The organism is Natrinema sp. SYSU A 869, from assembly GCF_019879105.1.
Classification (GTDB): domain Archaea; phylum Halobacteriota; class Halobacteria; order Halobacteriales; family Natrialbaceae; genus Natrinema.
On sequence record NZ_CP082249.1, the window covers coordinates 1,272,627 to 1,289,920 of the forward strand.

16 protein-coding genes and 1 pseudogene are annotated in these 17,294 nt (G+C 63.7%); 10 read left to right on the forward strand and 7 right to left on the reverse strand.

The window, feature by feature from the left end:
• Positions 1 to 157: 157 nt before the first annotated feature.
• The 4 genes from K6I40_RS14415 (at position 158) to K6I40_RS14430 (ending at position 6,628) form a co-directional block, all read left to right on the forward strand.
• On the forward strand, positions 158 to 2,989 hold the full coding sequence (locus K6I40_RS14415; RefSeq protein WP_345779437.1) for an MEDS domain-containing protein: 2,832 nt from the start codon (positions 158 to 160) through the stop codon (positions 2,987 to 2,989).
• A 160-nt stretch (positions 2,990 to 3,149) separates the two neighbouring features.
• Positions 3,150 to 3,983, forward strand: coding sequence for a CBS domain-containing protein (locus K6I40_RS14420; RefSeq protein ID WP_222919730.1), 834 nt, complete (start codon positions 3,150 to 3,152; stop codon positions 3,981 to 3,983).
• Positions 3,984 to 4,099: 116 nt separating this feature from the next.
• Entirely contained in the window at positions 4,100 to 4,840 is a 741-nt protein-coding gene (locus K6I40_RS14425; protein WP_222919731.1) for an NAD(P)-binding oxidoreductase, read from the forward strand.
• Between the two features lie 87 nt (positions 4,841 to 4,927).
• Positions 4,928 to 6,628 carry a methylmalonyl-CoA mutase family protein gene (locus tag K6I40_RS14430; RefSeq protein WP_222919732.1) on the forward strand — a complete coding sequence of 567 codons (1,701 nt, stop codon included), beginning with the start codon at positions 4,928 to 4,930 and terminating at the stop codon, positions 6,626 to 6,628.
• Position 6,629: 1 nt separating this feature from the next.
• Here K6I40_RS14430 and K6I40_RS14435 read toward each other — a convergent pair whose 3' ends face one another.
• Both K6I40_RS14435 and K6I40_RS14440 read right to left on the reverse strand, forming a co-directional pair.
• Positions 6,630 to 7,160 (reverse strand): hypothetical protein, encoded by a 531-nt coding sequence (locus tag K6I40_RS14435; protein ID WP_222919733.1) that lies wholly within the window; start codon positions 7,158 to 7,160, stop codon positions 6,630 to 6,632.
• A gap of 159 nt (positions 7,161 to 7,319) precedes the next feature.
• Positions 7,320 to 7,583 carry a hypothetical protein gene (locus K6I40_RS14440; protein WP_222919734.1) on the reverse strand — a complete coding sequence of 88 codons (264 nt, stop codon included), beginning with the start codon at positions 7,581 to 7,583 and terminating at the stop codon, positions 7,320 to 7,322.
• Between the two features lie 284 nt (positions 7,584 to 7,867).
• Between K6I40_RS14440 and K6I40_RS14445 the strand changes: the two genes are divergently transcribed.
• Both K6I40_RS14445 and K6I40_RS14450 read left to right on the forward strand, forming a co-directional pair.
• On the forward strand, positions 7,868 to 8,026 hold the full coding sequence (locus tag K6I40_RS14445; RefSeq protein ID WP_222919735.1) for a hypothetical protein: 159 nt from the start codon (positions 7,868 to 7,870) through the stop codon (positions 8,024 to 8,026).
• Positions 8,027 to 8,219: 193 nt separating this feature from the next.
• Positions 8,220 to 8,984, forward strand: a complete 765-nt coding sequence (locus tag K6I40_RS14450; protein WP_222919736.1) for an urease accessory UreF family protein — start codon at positions 8,220 to 8,222, stop codon at positions 8,982 to 8,984.
• Between the two features lie 239 nt (positions 8,985 to 9,223).
• Here the strand turns inward: K6I40_RS14450 and K6I40_RS14455 are convergent, their stop codons facing one another.
• From K6I40_RS14455 to K6I40_RS14465, 3 genes and pseudogenes are all read right to left on the reverse strand, one after another.
• Complete coding sequence (locus K6I40_RS14455) at positions 9,224 to 9,472, reverse strand: DUF6684 family protein (RefSeq protein WP_222919737.1); 249 nt, start codon at positions 9,470 to 9,472, stop codon at positions 9,224 to 9,226.
• A gap of 63 nt (positions 9,473 to 9,535) precedes the next feature.
• Positions 9,536 to 9,955: a hypothetical protein gene (locus K6I40_RS14460; protein ID WP_222919738.1), complete on the reverse strand. Its 420-nt coding sequence runs from the start codon at positions 9,953 to 9,955 to the stop codon at positions 9,536 to 9,538.
• Between the two features lie 145 nt (positions 9,956 to 10,100).
• Positions 10,101 to 11,164, reverse strand: a pseudogene (locus K6I40_RS14465) (polyprenyl synthetase family protein).
• Between the two features lie 138 nt (positions 11,165 to 11,302).
• On the opposite strand from K6I40_RS14465, the gene K6I40_RS14470 reads away from it, so the two are divergent.
• The gene (locus K6I40_RS14470; protein WP_222919739.1) at positions 11,303 to 12,613 is read left to right on the forward strand and encodes a M28 family metallopeptidase; all 1,311 of its coding nucleotides are present in this window, start codon (positions 11,303 to 11,305) and stop codon (positions 12,611 to 12,613) included.
• A gap of 77 nt (positions 12,614 to 12,690) precedes the next feature.
• Complete coding sequence (locus tag K6I40_RS14475) at positions 12,691 to 13,503, forward strand: NAD(+)/NADH kinase (protein ID WP_222919740.1); 813 nt, start codon at positions 12,691 to 12,693, stop codon at positions 13,501 to 13,503.
• A 64-nt stretch (positions 13,504 to 13,567) separates the two neighbouring features.
• Here the strand turns inward: K6I40_RS14475 and K6I40_RS14480 are convergent, their stop codons facing one another.
• Both K6I40_RS14480 and nth read right to left on the reverse strand, forming a co-directional pair.
• Positions 13,568 to 13,828 (reverse strand): hypothetical protein, encoded by a 261-nt coding sequence (locus K6I40_RS14480; protein WP_222919741.1) that lies wholly within the window; start codon positions 13,826 to 13,828, stop codon positions 13,568 to 13,570.
• 100 nt (positions 13,829 to 13,928) lie between these two features.
• Positions 13,929 to 14,612 carry an endonuclease III gene (gene nth / locus K6I40_RS14485; RefSeq protein ID WP_222919742.1) on the reverse strand — a complete coding sequence of 228 codons (684 nt, stop codon included), beginning with the start codon at positions 14,610 to 14,612 and terminating at the stop codon, positions 13,929 to 13,931.
• A gap of 144 nt (positions 14,613 to 14,756) precedes the next feature.
• Between nth and mvaD the strand changes: the two genes are divergently transcribed.
• Together mvaD and K6I40_RS14495 are read left to right on the forward strand one after the other, a co-directional pair.
• Positions 14,757 to 15,740, forward strand: a complete 984-nt coding sequence (gene mvaD / locus K6I40_RS14490) for a phosphomevalonate decarboxylase MvaD (protein ID WP_222919743.1) — start codon at positions 14,757 to 14,759, stop codon at positions 15,738 to 15,740.
• 387 nt (positions 15,741 to 16,127) lie between these two features.
• On the forward strand, positions 16,128 to 17,291 hold the full coding sequence (locus K6I40_RS14495; RefSeq protein WP_222919744.1) for an FAD-dependent oxidoreductase: 1,164 nt from the start codon (positions 16,128 to 16,130) through the stop codon (positions 17,289 to 17,291).
• The last annotated feature ends 3 nt before the right edge of the window (positions 17,292 to 17,294 follow it).

The window sequence follows — 17,294 nt, forward strand, 5'->3', positions numbered from 1 at the left end:
CCGAATAGAGTCACAGAGTAAGTGAGCTGAATACCAGAGACCCCGATTTAGAGATGGTTTCTGGGCAATCGGAGTGTAATTCATGAGTAAGCATATCTCGGACCATACGAAACGGCATACCACGTCTACCACCGGAAATCGATTCGAATCCTCGCAGTTGAGTTTCAAAACTCGCGGCCCCATCGAATCGTTCGAGGGTCATGCGGACAACGACCACTTCGCGCATATTTACGAGGACCATGCCGAACAGTTCGAGACGGTCGTCCCGTTCATTCGGGAGGGGCTCGAACGCGGCGAGCGATGTATCTACGTCGCCGATGACAATACCGTCGGTGAGGTGCGTGATGCGATGCGAACTCGCGGCATCGACATCGATACTGCCCTCGAATCGGGGGCGCTCACGGTGTACACGCCGGACGATACCTACTGCCAGACCGGCGAGTTCGACCGCGAGGCGATGCTAGAATTTTGGGAAGAGACCCTCGATGATGCGACTGCAAGCGAATTTACGGGGCTCAGAGCCGCCGCTGAGATGACGTGGGCGCTCGAGGCCGACGAGACAAGCGCCGACCAACTCTGTGAGTACGAAGCACTGCTCAATCCGCTCTATGACGGTGATGACTACACTGTCCTCTGTCAGTACAACCGCAGTCGGTTTCCGGCGGAGATTCTCCATGACGTCCTCAAGACCCATCCGTTTCTCGTCTACGACGACACCACTATCTGCCAGAACTTCTACTATACCCCGCCCGAGGAATATTTCGGCCCCGATCAACCGTCGCGCGAACTGGACCGGAAGTTGGCAACGCTGGTCGACCGAACCGACGCGCGGGAGACGATCGAAACCCGAGAGCGCTATCAGCGAGACCTCTACGAGACGATCGCCAGTCCGAACACGTCGCTCGACGAGAAAATCGAGGAGCTGTTGGAACTGGGCTGTGACCGATTCGATCTCGAGATCGGATACTTCACGAAAACGACCGGTGACAACGCGTTCGAGATCGTGGAAGCCGTCGGCGACCACGAGAGAATCAACCCGGGCAGTACCGTGTCACTCTGCGAGACGTACTGTGAGAAGTTGCTTGCAGCACCCGGCCCGATCTCCGTCCCGGATGCGGTGGAGGTAGGCTGGACCGACGATCCTGCCTACGAACGGTTCGGGTTGGATGCCTACTTCGGGATGACCGTCCACGCCGGCGGCGAGGAGTACGGGACGCTGTGTTTCGCCGCTGAGACACCGCGCGAAAAACGGTTTTCGAGCGCCGAACAGACGTTCCTCAACCTGATGGGCCAGTGGGTCGAGTACGAACTGGAGCGCCAGCGCCGCGAGCGCTTCCTCCGCGAGAGTTACCGGATCACGGCCGACCCCGACCGTGACTTCGAGGAGAAACTCGAGCAGTTGCTCGAGGTCGGCCAGGAGTGGTTCGGCCTCGAGATGGGCGGGCTGAACCATCTGCCGTCGTGGGGCGGCGAGTTCCGGTTGGAGAAGGGAGTCGGCCTCGGTATCGACCCCGAAGACGAACTGTGGTCAGATCCGGGGTACGAGCACTTCTGTCGCGCCACCATCGAAGCCGACGAGCCCGTCGCCATGGCGGACGTCCGCGGCACCGACTGGGAGGACGACGAGATCCATCGCGAATTCGGATTGATGAGCTATCTCGGGACGCGGGTGATGAACGGCGCGACACCGTACGGGACGTTTTGGTTCGGGAGCACGGACCCACGTGACCGGTCGTTCTCCGAGACCGAGCGCACGTTCATCGAGTTGCTGGGCCAGTGGATCAGCTACGAACTCGAACGCAAACAGCGAGAACGCCACCAACAGACGTTGAGCCGGATCGCCGCCGATCCCGGTCGGCCGTTCGAGGAGAAACTGGACGACATCTTCGAGTTGGGATGCGAGCGATTTGATCTGGAGTTCGGCGGACTCGCACAGATCGACCCGGCGAGCGATTCGTTCACCGTGGAAGCCATGCACGGTGACCACGACCGACTTGAGCCCGGCGTAGAGGTACCGCTTTCGGAGACGTACTGTCGGGCGACGGTCGGAGACGGAACGATAGCCGACATTACTGATCCCGACCGATCCGGATTCGGGAACACCCTCGCGTACGAAGCGTTCGGCGTCGAGACCTATCTCGGAACGCGAATCGATCTGGAGAACCAGCCCGACCGAACGTTCTTCTTCATGTCAACGGACTCGCGCGACCGGGAGTTTACCGACGCTGAACGGACGTTCCACCATCTCATGGCGCAGTGGGTCACGTTCGAACTCGAACGGAGGCGTCGCGAACAGGCGCTCGAGGAATCGAACGAGCGCTTAGAGCAGTTCGCCTACGCTGCCTCCCACGACCTGCAAGAGCCCCTGCGGATGGTTACGAGCTATCTCCAACTCCTCGAGAAGCGGTACGGCGACGCCTTCGATGAGGACGGCGAGGAGTTCCTCGCGTACGCCGTCGACGGAGCCGAGCGGATGCGCGACATGATCGACGGCTTGCTCGAGTACTCTCGCATCGAAACGCGGGGCGATCCGTTCGAACCGGTCGATCTGGACCCCCTTCTCGACGACGTGCTCACGGACTTGCGGCTTCAAATCGAGGAGAGCAATGCAGAGATTACGGTCGATCGACTCCCTCGTGTGTCGGGTGATCCCAGTCAGTTACGACAGGTCTTCCAGAACCTGCTCAATAACGCCATCCAGTACAGCGGCGAGACGCCGCCCCGTGTTCACATCGATGCGAACCGTCGCGGCCGAGAATGGGTCATCTCGGTACGGGACGATGGGATCGGTATCGATCCGGACGATCAGGATCGCGTGTTCACCGTTTTCGATCGGCTCCACAGTCACGACGAGTACGAAGGGACGGGCATCGGACTGGCACTCTGTCAACGAATTGTCGAGCGCCACGGCGGCGACATCTGGGTCGATTCCAATCCCGGCGAGGGAGCGACGTTCTCGCTTACGCTCCACGCGCTACGAGAGCAGTGAGGTAAGTAACGGACGGACCGAGTGACACAGCCCCGTTCTCACTGCGACAGAGCGATTCCGCAGTACCGACGGCCGCGATACGGGCGGAGAGACGCCGATGGTACCGGTGATGACGGCATCAGTGACAGTACTTTTGCGCGCGGCCCCCGTGTGTCCGCGTATGGAGGTCGTGTCGGGCCGGACGAAGCCCAAGGTCAAAGACTACATGACGCGCGACGTGGCGACGGTATCTCCCGACGAGACTGTCGGCGAGGTCGCGGCGCGGATCGCCGAGAGCGAGGAACACAGCGGCTTTCCCGTCTGCGAGCGACGCCGCGTGGAGGGCTTCATCAGCGCCCGCGACCTGTTGCTCGCCGAGGACGACGATCCGATTTTCAAAGTCATGGCGACGGAACTGCTCGTCGCCCACCCCGACATGAAGGTGAACGACGCCGCACGTGTCATCCTTCGGTCGGGCATCCAGAAACTACCCGTCGTCGACGACGCGGGCAACCTCGTGGGGATCATTTCTAACGCCGACGTCATCCGCAGTCAGATCGAACGCGCAACCCCCGAGAAGGTCGGCAAGCTGATGCGGACCTTAGAGCAAATCCACGAAATTGACCTGACAGAGGAACGCCGAACCGTCCCGCTCTCGGAGCTTACCCCCACGCAGGGCCGGGTCTATGCGGACGAACTCGAGGGGCGGCGCTACGAACTCGAGCGGGGGCTGGCCGAGCCACTGGTGGTCATCGACAACGGCGGCACGCTCCTGTTGGCGGACGGCCACCACCGCGTGCTCGCGGCCGACCGGTTGGACATCGACGAGATGGACGCCTATGTGATCGTCATCGATCACGAGATCGATCTTGGAATGGCGCGCACGGCCGAAAAGGAGGGTCTCGAGCGGATCGATGACATCGACGTCGTCGACTACGCGCGCCATCCGTTGGTCCAGACGACCAAGCGGCTCCAGTCGGACGGCGGACGTGTGGACGAAGACGAGGCCGAGTAGGGGAAGCGGCGACGAGTACGAAAAATTGCGATACGTTCTCATATTCGCGACGGACCGACAGTCGTGGCTGTCGATTGCTGGTGACCGTTTTCCGTGTCCGTGCAGTATCTCGCTCGATGGCTGGATCACCAACACCCGATCGCGTCCTCGTCGCCGGTGCCAGCGGGGCGACCGGCGAGGAGTTGCTCTCCGTGCTGCGACCGACCGATCTCTCCGTTCGTGCGACTACGCGCTCGTACGCGAACGTCGATACGCTCGAGCGCCACGGTGCCGACGAGGTGGTCGTCGCCGATTTCTTCGAGTCGTCCGACGCCGTTGCTGCGGTCGAGAACTGTGATATCGTCTACTGTGCGCTCGGAACGCCGCCGAGCCTGCGCCACGTGACCGGCGGCAAACTCGTCGATCGGACCGGGGTCATCAACCTCGTTACTGCCGCCATTGCGGCGGACGTCTCTTACTTCGTCCTCGAAAGTGCGATCGGCGTCGGGAACTCGAAAGCGGGACTCTCGCTGCCGGCTCGGCTACTGATCCGGGGATCGTTGCGAGCCAAGCGGGACGCCGAGACGGCACTTCGTCGGTCGGGACTGAGGTATACGATCATTCGACCTGGGAGTCTGACGAACGAACCACCGAGTGGCGAAGTCGTAGTCGGCGAGGGTGGCGACTCCGTTTCGGGGTCGATCCCGCGGGCCGACGTGGCACGGGTAATGGCTGCGTCGCCGTTCACGCCCGATGCACGCAATCGGACCGTCGAAGTCGTCAGTCGCGATGGGTTGTCGAGTGCGCCGACCAATCGCGTCAACATCGACTGGGCCGACGATCTCCTCACGAGCGGCCATGAACACCGCCGGGTCTAGCTATCCGTCTCGCGAGATGCGGTAGCGCCGTTCTCGAGCCGCTCAATTGCCCCGAACCTTCATTGGCTGTCGGCAAATATTACGTCCATGTACGACGATGAGGATCTCGATGAGATCCGCGAAGCAGGCGAGCAGTGGGAGGCGGAAACGCTCGAGCCGACCCTCGAGCGCCGCGGCGAACGACGGGACCGGTTCGCGACGGTATCGAACCACGAGGTCGACCGGCTCTACACCCCCGACGACGTTTCGGATCTCGACTACCTCGAGGACTTGGGATTTCCGGGCGAGGAACCCTACACGCGGGGGCCGTACCCGACGATGTACCGTGGGCGGACGTGGACGATGCGCCAGTTCGCCGGCTTCGGAACTGCTGAGGAGACCAACGAGCGGTTTCACTACCTGATCGACGAGGGCCAGACCGGTCTCTCGACGGCGTTCGACATGCCCTCCCTGATGGGCCTGGACTCGGACGACCCAATGAGCGAAGGTGAGATCGGCAAGGAGGGCGTCGCGGTCGACACGCTCCGGGACATGGAGATCCTCTTCGACGGGATCGACTTAGTGGAGATTTCGACCTCCTTTACGATCAACCCCTCCGCGCCGGTGATCTACGCGATGTACGTCGCGCTGGCCGACCAGCGGGACGTGCCCCGCGAGAAACTGCGCGGGACCCTCCAGAACGACATGTTCAAGGAGTTCATCGCCCAGAAGGAGTGGGTGATCCCACCCAAGCCGTCGCTCGATCTCGTGACGGACGTCCTCGAGTTCAGCACGCGGGAAACGCCGAAGTTCCATCCGATCTCGGTCTCGGGCTATCACATCCGCGAGGCGGGTTCGACGGCCGTTCAGGAACTCGCCTTTACCCTCGCGGACGGCTTCGGCTACGTCGAGGATGCGATGGACCGCGGGCTCGATGTCGACGAGTTCGCGCCGCGGCTCTCCTTCTTCTTCAACTGCCACAACTCCTTCTTCGAGGAAATCGCGAAGTTCCGAGCGGCACGCCGGATCTACGCGCGGGTGATGGACGACTGGTACGGCGCGGAGGCTGACGAGTCCAAACGTCTCAAGTTCCACACCCAGACGGCGGGCCAGTCGTTGACGGCCCAGCAACCGTTGAACAACGTCGCCCGGGTGACGATCCAGGCGCTGGCCGGCGTCCTTGGGGGCACCCAGTCGCTCCACACCAACAGCTTCGACGAGGCGCTCGCCCTGCCCGGCGAGAAGGCCGTCCGGGTTGCGCTGCGAACCCAGCAGATCATCGCCGACGAGTCCGGCGCGGCCGACATCGTCGACCCAATGGGCGGCTCCTTCGCCGTCGAGACGCTCACGAACGAGATCGAGGAGCGAACGATGCGCTATATCGAGGAAATCCGGGAGATGGGCGACGGCTCGGTCCGCGACGGCATCCTCAACGGAATCGAGGACGGCTATTTCCTCCGAGAGATCCAGGACGCGTCCTACGAGTACCAGGAACGCGTCGAGCGCGGCGAGGAGGTCGTCGTCGGCGTCAACAAGTACACCCTCGAGGAGGACACCAGTCCCGACATTCTCCAGATCGACGAAACCACGGCCGAACGGCAGCTCGGCCGGCTCGAGGACGTGAAAGCAGACCGGGATGACGCGGCGGTCGAGAAGGCGCTCGAGGCGCTACGCGAGGCCAGTGAGCGCGGCGAGAACACGATGCCGTACATCGTCGACGCGGTGAAAGCCTACGCGACGATGGGCGAGATCATGGGCGTCTTCGAGGACCTGTACGGTGCATACAGCGAGAACCTCGGACTGGCGTAAGTTACGCGTCAGGGGCACTCCACCGGTGAATCGTATCCGACAGGACCGTCGCGAGCCCCATCATCCACACGACGCTGCAGACGAGGCCGAGAACCACGGCCCAGTGGAAACGGATTCCGAGGGGAAGGAGCAGGACGAACGGTAGTCCCAACAGGCCGAGCGGGACGGACAATAGCTCACCGACCCACGCTGGCCCGACTCCCGCGAGTACGACGACGGCCCACAGGAACGTGAGCGAGATGAATCCGGCGAAGACGGCCAGAGAAGTGTTGTCAGGCCTGAAGATGCGCTGATACCGGACTAATTCGCGCTCGTCGTCGACGTCCGACCACCTGTAAACGGCCCTCGTGACTGCGACCGCGAACGCGGCCGATCCGACAACCGACGCGCCGAGTCCACCCGCAATGAGCACGACCGATGGCTCCGTCGACGGGGGAAGCTGAGCGGTCGTGAGATTCCGATTGACGTACCAGACCGCCGGAAACAGGACGATAAAGAACGGGACGATTGCCGCTCGGAGAGTGTCGATCATCCAATAGATCCGACAACTGGGGGTACTGTAAGCGTTCGGTTACTACCATCTCGGATGAAACGGGGTTATTCGCCGGAACCCGAGCCCTCGCTGTCGAGATCAGCAGGGTATGTCGTACTCTCCCTACCGAGGTAGATGTGCCGGACACTGGGAGACGTATTATGCTCCCTCGTCGAACCGCGACAGGACGGTAACGACGAGTCCGAGTGTTACCAATAGCACGCCCATGGCGACGGCACCGTAGACGGCGAGCGTGACCGGCGAGACGGGAACTGTGATCGAGCGGACGGTGATCTCCTCGAGGCCGGTTCGTGCGGGCAGGGTCGCGCCGAGCAGCGCGCCGAAGGCGGCGGTCGCGGCGACGAGCGCGATGGCGAGGGCGACGACGGCCCGTCGTCCTGCAATGGTTCGAGCATCGAGCACGACCGTTCGTACACCGTCCCGAAAGGTGGTGTTTGTGCCGGAGCAGTCCTTCGGCATCGCGGCCGACATACCGAGACGATCCGCCAAACGGGACGGAGTCAGGGTCCGTTCACGTCGACACCGAACTGTCGGTGTGTCCATTTCAGTCGCCGTTGATTGCCGTCTCGGCCATCGTCCCGGTTCGGTCGGAACGGTGCTGTTCGTTCGTACAGAAAGCGGACCGGTTGATGGTAAATATGGCCGTCATCAGGATATTCACGGCCGTTATAGTCATGGGAACGTGTATGCTCAACACCCTACTGCACACCGGTGCACAGCACCCCGATCTCCTCTGGATACTGGTCCCAAGTTTCCTCTCGTTCGTCGCAGGACTTGGCGTGGCATCGTACTCGGATCGACTGCGCGAGCGAACCAGTCCCGGACAGCCCGCTTCGGACGACTGACGCCGATCTCTCGTCGGGTTTCGGTTCGTTGCTGCTGCTCTTATTCAGGTACGGATATCCGAAGATTACGTGTGATCGAGAGGACGATACGGCGCGTTCGATCTCGAGAACCACGAGAACGAACACAGCCATCCCCACGAGCACGATCACGGCCAGCACAGTCACGGACAGACGGACGACCGCGATTACACCCATGACCACTGACCCCAGTTCGTTCCTGACTGCGCTCCGTCTCTCGGACTTGTTTCTCCCTGTCGGCGGATACACGGCCTCATACGGCCTCGAACAGTACATCAATGAGGATCGGATCGAGTCCGGCGAGGATCTCCGGGCACTGCTGGCAGCCTACCTGCGGCGGATAGTCGGCCCCTGCGAGACCGCTGCGCTGGCGAACGCCCACGCCGCCAGCGCTGACGGCGACCGCCGGCGACTGCTTGCCGTCGACGAGCGACTTCACGCGGTGACTATGCCTCGGGAGTTCCGCGAGAGTTCGACGAAGGCGGGGGCAAAGCTCTGCGAACTGCTCGATTCGGACGCGACCCCGAACGGAGCGAACGCGGGCGAAGGACGGGCGGAGCGGACCGAATCGGCGTCACCGGCGGCCGACGGCGGCGACTTCACGACCGCGTTCGGCGACGCGATCGAGACCGGCGCGACGCCGGGGCACTATCCGGTCGTGTTCGGCGTCGTGACTCAAGCACGCGGTCTTGAACGACTCGAGGCTTGTCTCTCACACGCCCACTCGTTCGTCACGGGACTGCTCGGCGCGGCACAGCGGCTCGGCCGGTTCGGCCACACCGAGATCCAGTCGGTACTCGAGGCGCTGGAGCCGGTGATCACCGCGGTCTGCGAGCGCCATGTCGATGATGACATCGCAGCGATGGCCTCGTTTGCCCCGCTGGCCGAGATCATGGGAATGCGCCACGAACGCGCCGGGCGACGGCTGTTCATGAGCTAGCGTCTCGTCGGTCGGCCCGCCATCACGAGTTTACCTCTGGGAAACGCTCTTGTCAGACCGCGTTGTACCGCCGCCGGTGAGACCTGTGCGTTCCGATACAACCGACTCCGATCGGCGCTTCTCGGAGAAAGAACTGTTCTTGCTCCTGCTGGTCGGGATCACGATCATGATGGCAGTGACCGGGTTCGTCCTCATCATCAACTGACGCCGAGGCCGGGCCGGCGAGGGCTCGATCCGGCCTACGTCTCGGACGTGTCGTGTCGTGTTCGGTCGTCGGTTTCGATCGCTCGAGCCGCGATATACGTCACGACCGCGAGCGTCCCCATCGTCACCAACAGGATGGCGAACTGGATCGTCGACCGGAGTGGGTCGAATCCCCACGGGTTGAACACTGCGAAGACCGCGACGAAGAACCCGATGATCAGAAACGGGATTACGTTGACTGCGAGGTCCAGTGTGATTTCCGCGTCGAAGGCGCGTCGGCTCATAGGGTAGGGCTCATAGGGAGGGGGTGAGTGTCTCGAGCGAGTCAGTCGGTGATCGGTTCCACGTCACGTCTCGACGCCGCGACTGCCGTCGTCCTCGGCTTGCCGGGACCGCACGAGGCCCGCTCCGACGACCGTCACGATGCCGGCGAGGACGAGCGCGATGCCGCGACTCGCCAGCCCGGAGAGGGGCTCGAGGGGGCCGATCGGGAGCGTTCCGGTCCCGTGAGCTGCCAGCACTGCGCCGGCAACGACGAACGCGACGCCGAATTTGGTTGCGAGCGCAAGCGGGCGATCGACGTAGTCGGCGTCCGCGAGGATGCCGGCGACGCTCGCGGCGAACACCACGAGTCCGACGACGGCGACGGGAAGGAGGTCGACGACGATGCCGACCTCCGAGCCGACGAGTCCGACGGCGACGAGAACGGGCCACGGCTTCGCGGCGTCGGTCCGCTCGGCCGTCGCCTGCCTCGAGTGGTCTGCCATACCCGGGGTTCCACGTCGAGGTGGTAGTATCTGGCCCTACCCGTCGGATTCCATGATAATCATCAGCGACTGAAAACGAGCGCAATCAGCTGGGTGTCCACGGCGGTTGCACACGACTGCACGACGTCACGCAGCGCAGACACGACTATTCGTCGCGCTCGATGACGAACTCCGTGAACTCCTCAAGCTTCCGGGTCGTCTCGTCGTCGAAGTCCAGCCCGTCGATCGCGGCGCGAGCCTGGGCTGCCAACTCGAGGGCTTGCTCGCGTGCGTAATCGATGCTGCCGGCGTCCGCGAGGATCTCGAGGGCCTCGAGGATCTCGTCGTCGGTGTTGTCCTCGGCCTCGAGGATGTCCTGCAACCGTCGGGCGCGTTCGGGCTCGCTCTCTTGGATCGCGTGAATGACCATGAGAGTCTTCTTGCCTTCGCGGATGTCGTTGCCGAACTCTTTGCCGAACTCGCCGGCTCGACCCAGAGAGTGCTCGATGTCCAAGATGTCGTCGCCGATCTGGAAGGCAACGGCGGTCAGTTCCGCGTACTCAGCGACGGCCTGCTCGACCTCGGGGGCTGGGCAGTGATGATCGCGGCGAGACGGGCCACGATCCGGCCGAGACAGCCGGTCTTGCACGCACTCATCTCCAGATACTGGTCAGTGGTAATTCGAACCTCGCGCTCGTTGTGCCAGCAGATGTCCATCCCCTGACCGAGGTGCGTTCGATTGAGTTCGTGCATCAGCATCTCGTAGGCGGCCAGTCGCTGGTCAGCCGGGAGGTCAGCCGGATCCTGTGTGATGATCTTCAGGGGCAAGAAGTACATCGCATTGCCGGCGTTGAGCGCGATATCGCGTCCGTAGGCGCGGTGCAGCGCCGGTTCGCCGCGCCGAATCGTCGCTCCGTCCTCGACATCGTCGACGATGATCGTCCCGTTGTGCAGAATCTCCGGAATACAGGCATAGGGCAAGTACTCGGCCGGATCCTCGCCGAATCCCTCGACGAAGACGAGAAAGAGCACTGCGCGCCACCGTTTCCCGCCGCGATCGAGGAGATCCCACAGCGGCGTCGCCAACGCACGCTGGATACCGATGGGATCGTACTCGTAGGTGGGCGTACCGAAGAAGGACTCGAGGTAGTCGGCATCGATCTCTCGTGGGACCAGGTCGGCGATCGCCTCGTCGATGGCCGGCCGCCAGTCGGCAAGCGTCTCCCGCATATCGACTCCGAGAGGGAGCGGGGTAAAAAAGATTCGCAGTTTGTCGTGTCAATGAATGGTAGCAACCAACGCATCAGGTCCGGCGGTTCAAATCGAGCGAGCGATACAGTTACCCGACCATCCGTCCACGTTCCAGCCATGTCCGACTGGATCGGAACCGTCTTCGAGAGCGACGTGGGCTGGGACCACCTTGAGGGACTCGTCGATATCGGCAACCGGATGGCCGGCAGCGAGGGCGAACGGGAGGCCGCCGAACTGACCCGGGACGCGCTGGCCGACGCCGGCGCACGAAACGCCCGCCTCGAGTCGTTCGAGATACAGGGCTGGACGCGGGAAGATAGCGCGATCACGGCCGGTGACACGACCCAGGACTGTATCGCCCTCCCACGCAGTCCCGACGACCGCGTCGTCGCGCCGCTGATCGATCTCGGGTACGGCTTACCGGATGATTTCGAGGAGACCGACATCGAGAACGCGGTCGTCATGGTCCGCAGCGACGTTCCAACCTACTACGACCGGTACATCCACCGCCGAGAAAAGTACCACCACGCGGTCGAGCACGGTGCGGTGGGATTCGTCTACCGCAATCACGTCGAGGGCTGTCTCCCGCCGACCGGCAGCGTCGGCTGGAACGACGAGCCGATCGGGCCGATTCCGGCCGTCGGCGTCTCGAGCGAGGTCGGCGCGCGGCTCGGTCGCCGGTTCGACGATGAGTCGATCACGGTCTCAGCCGAAGCCGACATCCATCCCGCCGAGAGCCAGAACGTTCGCGCCGAACTCGGCCCCGACACCGACGAGCGCATCCTCGTGACGAGCCACGTCGACGCCCACGATATCGCCGAGGGAGCGATGGACAACGGCGCTGGAACCGCGATGATCGTCGAAATCGCGAACGCGCTAGCGGATCGCGAGGACGACCTCGAGACCCGCGTCGAGTTCGTCGGCTTCGGGGCGGAAGAGGTCGGCCTGATGGGCTCGACGCGATACGCCGAGCGGGCAGATCACGACGCGATCAAGGCAGTCGTCAACAGCGACGGCGTCGTCCGCGATCGGACGCTCTCGATTATCACACACGGGTTCGACGCGCTGCAGGACGTCGCGAACGATATCGCGGATCGGTACGATCACCCGATCGGAACCGTCCCCAAGCTCGGCCCCCACAGCGATCACTGGTCGTTCGTCAAGTGGGGCGTACCGGGCTGTCACGTCAAATCGATGTCGGACGATGCGGGTCGGGGCTGGGGCCACACCTTCGCCGATACCATCGAGAAACTCGAGCCCCGGACCCTGCGCGAACAGGCGATCCTCCTGACCGAATACGTCGTCGCACTCGCTCGCGACGACGTGACGGTTACCCGTCGCGATCGCGAGGAAATCGCAGCTGACCTCGAATCACAGGACCTTGCCGAAGGGATGCGGATCACCGGCGACTGGCCCTACGACGGGTGAGATCGAGTCAGGGAACCGACCGCTGATCCGCGACCGACAACCGTACGCTTTTGAGCGGGCCGTGTGAACTGATGGCCATGGATGCCGCGTGGGACGGGGACGACTCCCCTGTCGTCGGCGTCGTCGATGCCGAGACGGACGCAATCGACGCCATCGAGATCGACGACCCCCTCGAGTCAGCGGTCGCCGACGTCGACGGAACGATCGCGAGCGGCACGCTCGAGGACGTTCTCGCGGCGAAGCCGTCGGTGCTGGTGGCAGTCGGCGAGGCGACCCTGTCGGCAGTCGCTCGCGTTGACGTCGACTCACCCGTGCTTCCGGTCGGTTCCGTCACCGGGGTCGAGTCGGTCGACCGCGATCATCTTCCCGACGCGCTCGAGGCCGTTCTCTCCGGGCGCGCCGTCCGTCGCGAGCGCCCCGTTCTGGGGGTCACCCTCGAATCGGCAGATACTGACGATTCGGACGACCCCGCGATCCGAGAGCGCGCCCTGTTCGACGTGACGCTCATCACCGATGAACCCGCTCGAATCTCCGAGTACAGCGTCCGAGACCGGGGGTCGGATGTCGCAACCTTTCGTGCCGACGGCGTCGTAACGGCGACGCCGGCGGGGAGCCACGGCTATGCGAGCGCGGTGGACGCACCGCAGCTCTCGCCGGCCACCGACGCGGTCGCGGTCGCTCCGATCGGGCCCTTCGTCACGCAGACCCGTCAGTGGGTGCTGCCCACCGACGCGCTGACGTTCGCGGTCGAACGCGATGAGGGCGACGTCACCCTCGTCGTCGACGGCCGCTCGGTCGGCACGGTCACCGTCGATTCGCAGGTCAGGGTCTCCCTCGCCGGCTCGCTCACGACGCTGGCCGTTCCGGACGACCGACTCAAGAACGAGTAGGAGAGCGCGAAAAAGCGGTGTTAGCTCGGGTGACGGGCGGGACCGGACCTCGACTGCATCTCGTCTAACTGTTGTACGGCTCCTCGTCCCGATGGTGGTCCGGGTTCGCGTTTTCGAGGGCGTCGTCTTCCCGGTCGACGGAGCCCTCGTCGATGTCCTGCTTGCGCTCCTCTTCGGCCTGCTGCTCGCGGGCCTCCTTCTCTTCCTCGGTGAGTCCCTCCTCGTCCTGAGCCTCCTCGGGATCGGTCTTCTCCTGCTCGAGTTGGACGTCCCGCCCGTGTTCGTCCTTGCCGGTGTTGTCGCGCTCGTCGGTGTTGTCGGACATAGTGATCCCGATTGTGGGTATCCGCGGTCGCCGAAAAGACGTTGGGCTTGCGATGGTCGGTGTGGCCAATATATGGGCGTTTTCGCTCTTCTTGCGCCGGTTACCAGGGATCGCCGGAGGCGAGATCGATCTCGCTGTCACCCTTTTCGGACGGGCAGAGATCTGCCAGCACGCAGTCGCTACAGTCGGGGTTCTGTGCCGTACAGACCGCTCGCCCGTGATCAATACAGAGGTGAGTGAACTGTTGCCAGTCGTCCTCGGGGACGATCTCGATCAGGTCCTGTTCGATCCGTTCAGGATACGTCTCCTCGGTCAGCCCCAGCCGCCGCGAGAGCCGCTGGACGTGCGTGTCGACGACGATCCCCTCAACGATGTCGTGGCCGTGTTGGAGGACGACGTTCGCCGTCTTCCGACCGACGCCGGAGAGTTCGGTCAGCTCGTCCATCGTGTCCGGCACCTCGCCGTCGTGTTCCTTGAGGATCGTCGCACAGGAGTCGCGGATGTACTCCGCCTTGCTGTTGTAGTAGGTGATCGAGTTGAGGTCCTCCGCGAGTTCGTCCTGATCCGCGTTCGCGTAGTCCTCGGCCCCATCGTACGTCTCGAAGAGGTGCTTCGTCTCCTTGTTCACCCGCTCGTCCGTACACTGCGCCGAGAGGATCACCGCGATCAGCAACTCGAGGCGGTTCGAGTACCGCAGCGAAATCGTCGAATCCGGATACTCCTCCTCGAGGCGATCGACGACCGCCTCGGCTTGCGCCTGCGTCGTCTCGCGTGGGGTTCCCATAGGAGGGTGGTGGGAACCGGTTCGTTTCAGCGTTCGGGTTCCGGATCAAGTGGTAGCGGAACTCCCGCACTCGAGTCAGTCCCGAACCGAAACCGATCGCTGGATGCCGTGAGGTTTAAGCGGCCCTCAGCCACCTATGTGGGTATGAAAGCCACGGCCATGGCCCACCCCATTCAGGGGCTGGTCAAGTATCACGGGATGCGCGACGATATCAAGCGACTCCCCTATCACGACAGCATCAGCGTCTGTACGGCCCCCAGCCACACGCGGACGACTGTCGAGTTCTCCATGGACTACGAAGAGGACACCTTCGTCGTCGACGGCGAGGAACTCGACGGGCGCGCGTACGAACGGGTTGAGGCCGTCGTCGAGAAGGCCCGCTCGAAGTCCGACGCCGCGCATACGGTGTATCCCGTCCGCCTCGAGAGCGAGAACAGCTTCCCCTCGAACGTCGGGCTGGGCTCTTCGTCGTCCGGATTCGCGGCCGCGGCAATGGCGCTGGCTGAGGCAGCCGAGCTTGACGCCTCGAAACAGGAAATCTCAACGATCGCCCGCGTCGGCTCGGCCTCGGCCGCGCGTGCGGTCACCGGCGCGTTCTCGCAGTTGCATACGGGTCTGAACGATGAGGACTGTCGCTCCAAACGGGTTCCGTCGGACCTCCACGAGAATCTGAAGATTATCGTCGGCCTCGTCCCCTACCACAAGGAAACCGAGGACGCTCACCGAGAGGCCGCTGACAGCCACATGTTCCAGGCGCGGAATGCCCACATTCACGGCCAGATCGCCGAGATGCGCGACGCGTTGCGTAACGGCGACTTCGAGACCGCGTTCGAACTCGCCGAACACGACTCGCTGTCGCTCGCGGCAACCACGATGACCGGCCCCTCGGGCTGGGTCTACTGGCAGCCCGCTACCCTGGCCGTCTTCAACACGGTGCGCGAACTCCGCGAGGAAGAGGACATTCCTGTCTACTTCTCGACCGACACCGGAGCCAGTGTCTACGTCAACACCACCGAGGAGCACGCCGAGGAAGTCGAGGAGGCCGTCTCTGACTGCGGCGTCTCGACGACTACGTGGGACGTCGGCGGTCCCGCCCAGCTGCTCGACGAGGACGAGCACTTGTTCTAAAACGACGTTTTGCTCTGTCGTTCGAGAGAGCGAAGCTCTCTCGTGACTGAGCGAATCTCCGATTCGCGAGGTCGTCGGCACGAAGCGCCGACTGCCCGAGGGATCGGAGATCCCTCGCTGGCTGGGACTTCCGAGCCGTCGTTCGCGACGCTCACGAAGACACTCCTCTTCTGTTCCGGGACGCTATGCGTCCCTCCATATCGGTCGTCGGCCCGCTCGCTCCCTACGGTCGCTTGCGGCGAGCCTCAGTAAATTGCCTGCCCGTCCCCGAGTTACGGGCACCTCGCGATGCTCGGAACCGCTCCCGGCCATGTTCTACTTGCTGTTCTTCGAACCGAGAACAGTCCCCCGCGTACATCTATACCACTCGAGCACCTACGCCGACCCATGCACGTCGTCGTCCTCGGCGCGGGGTACGCGGGGCTGACCCTAACGCGGCTGCTCGAGGAGGACCTCCCCGAGGAGGCAGCTATCACGCTGGTCAACGAGTCGCCGGACCATCTCGTCCAGCACGAACTCCATCGGGTGATTCGCCGGCCGGAACTGGTCGCCGCAATCACGGTCGGGCTACCAGAGGTGCTCGAGCGAGCCACCGTTCACGTCGCCAGCGTCGAGGAAATCGATCGGGACGAGCGGGTCGTCTCCCTCTCGACCGGCGCGCTTTCCTACGACGTGGCGGCGGTCTGTCTCGGCGCACAGACGGCCTACTACGGGCTCGAGGGCGTTCGCGAGCATGTGACGCCGCTCAAGCGACTCTTGCACGCGAGTCGAATCCGATCGGGAGCGCTCGGGGCGTTCCGATCCGACGATCCCCGAATCGTCGTCGGCGGTGCCGGCCTCTCGGGCGTTCAGGTCGCGGGCGAACTGGCAGCACTCGCCCGCGAGGAACGCAGCGAGGCGACGATCACGATCCTCGAGCAACTCGAGAACGTCGCACCGAACTTCCCTGCGAACTTCCAGCGGGCGGTCCGAGAAACGCTTGAGGAGCAGGGGATCGATGTCCGGACCGACGCGGCCGTGCTGCGAGCCAACGAGACGCACGTCCACCTCGAGTCGGGCGAGCGTGTTCCATACGATCAGTTCGTCTGGACCGGTGGGATTCGAGGCGCGGACGCGCTCGAGGGGGAGCGCCCGACGGTCGAGAGCGACCTCCGGCTTGACGATCGGACGTTCGCACTCGGGGACGCCGTTCGCGCGGTCGATGCCGACGAGGAACCGGTCCCGGCGAGCGCACAGGCCGCCGTGCGGGAAGCGCGGACGGTCGCGGAGAACATCGCTGCCCTCAGCACAGCTGACATCGAGTCGGAGACCGGCACTGAAGCGTCGGCCGCACCCCTCGAGGCGTTCACGTTCGACTCGCCCGGCTGGGTGGTCAGCGTCGGCGACGACGCGGTCGCGACGGTCGGCTCCCGAGTCCTCACGGGACGGCCGGCGAAGGCGTTGAAGACGACCATCGGTCTCGGCTATCTCTCCGCCGTCAGTGACGTCGAAAACACAGCGGGGCTCGCATATCGGGAACTCGTCCCGGAGCGATTCCAGCGCGATCAGTGAGCG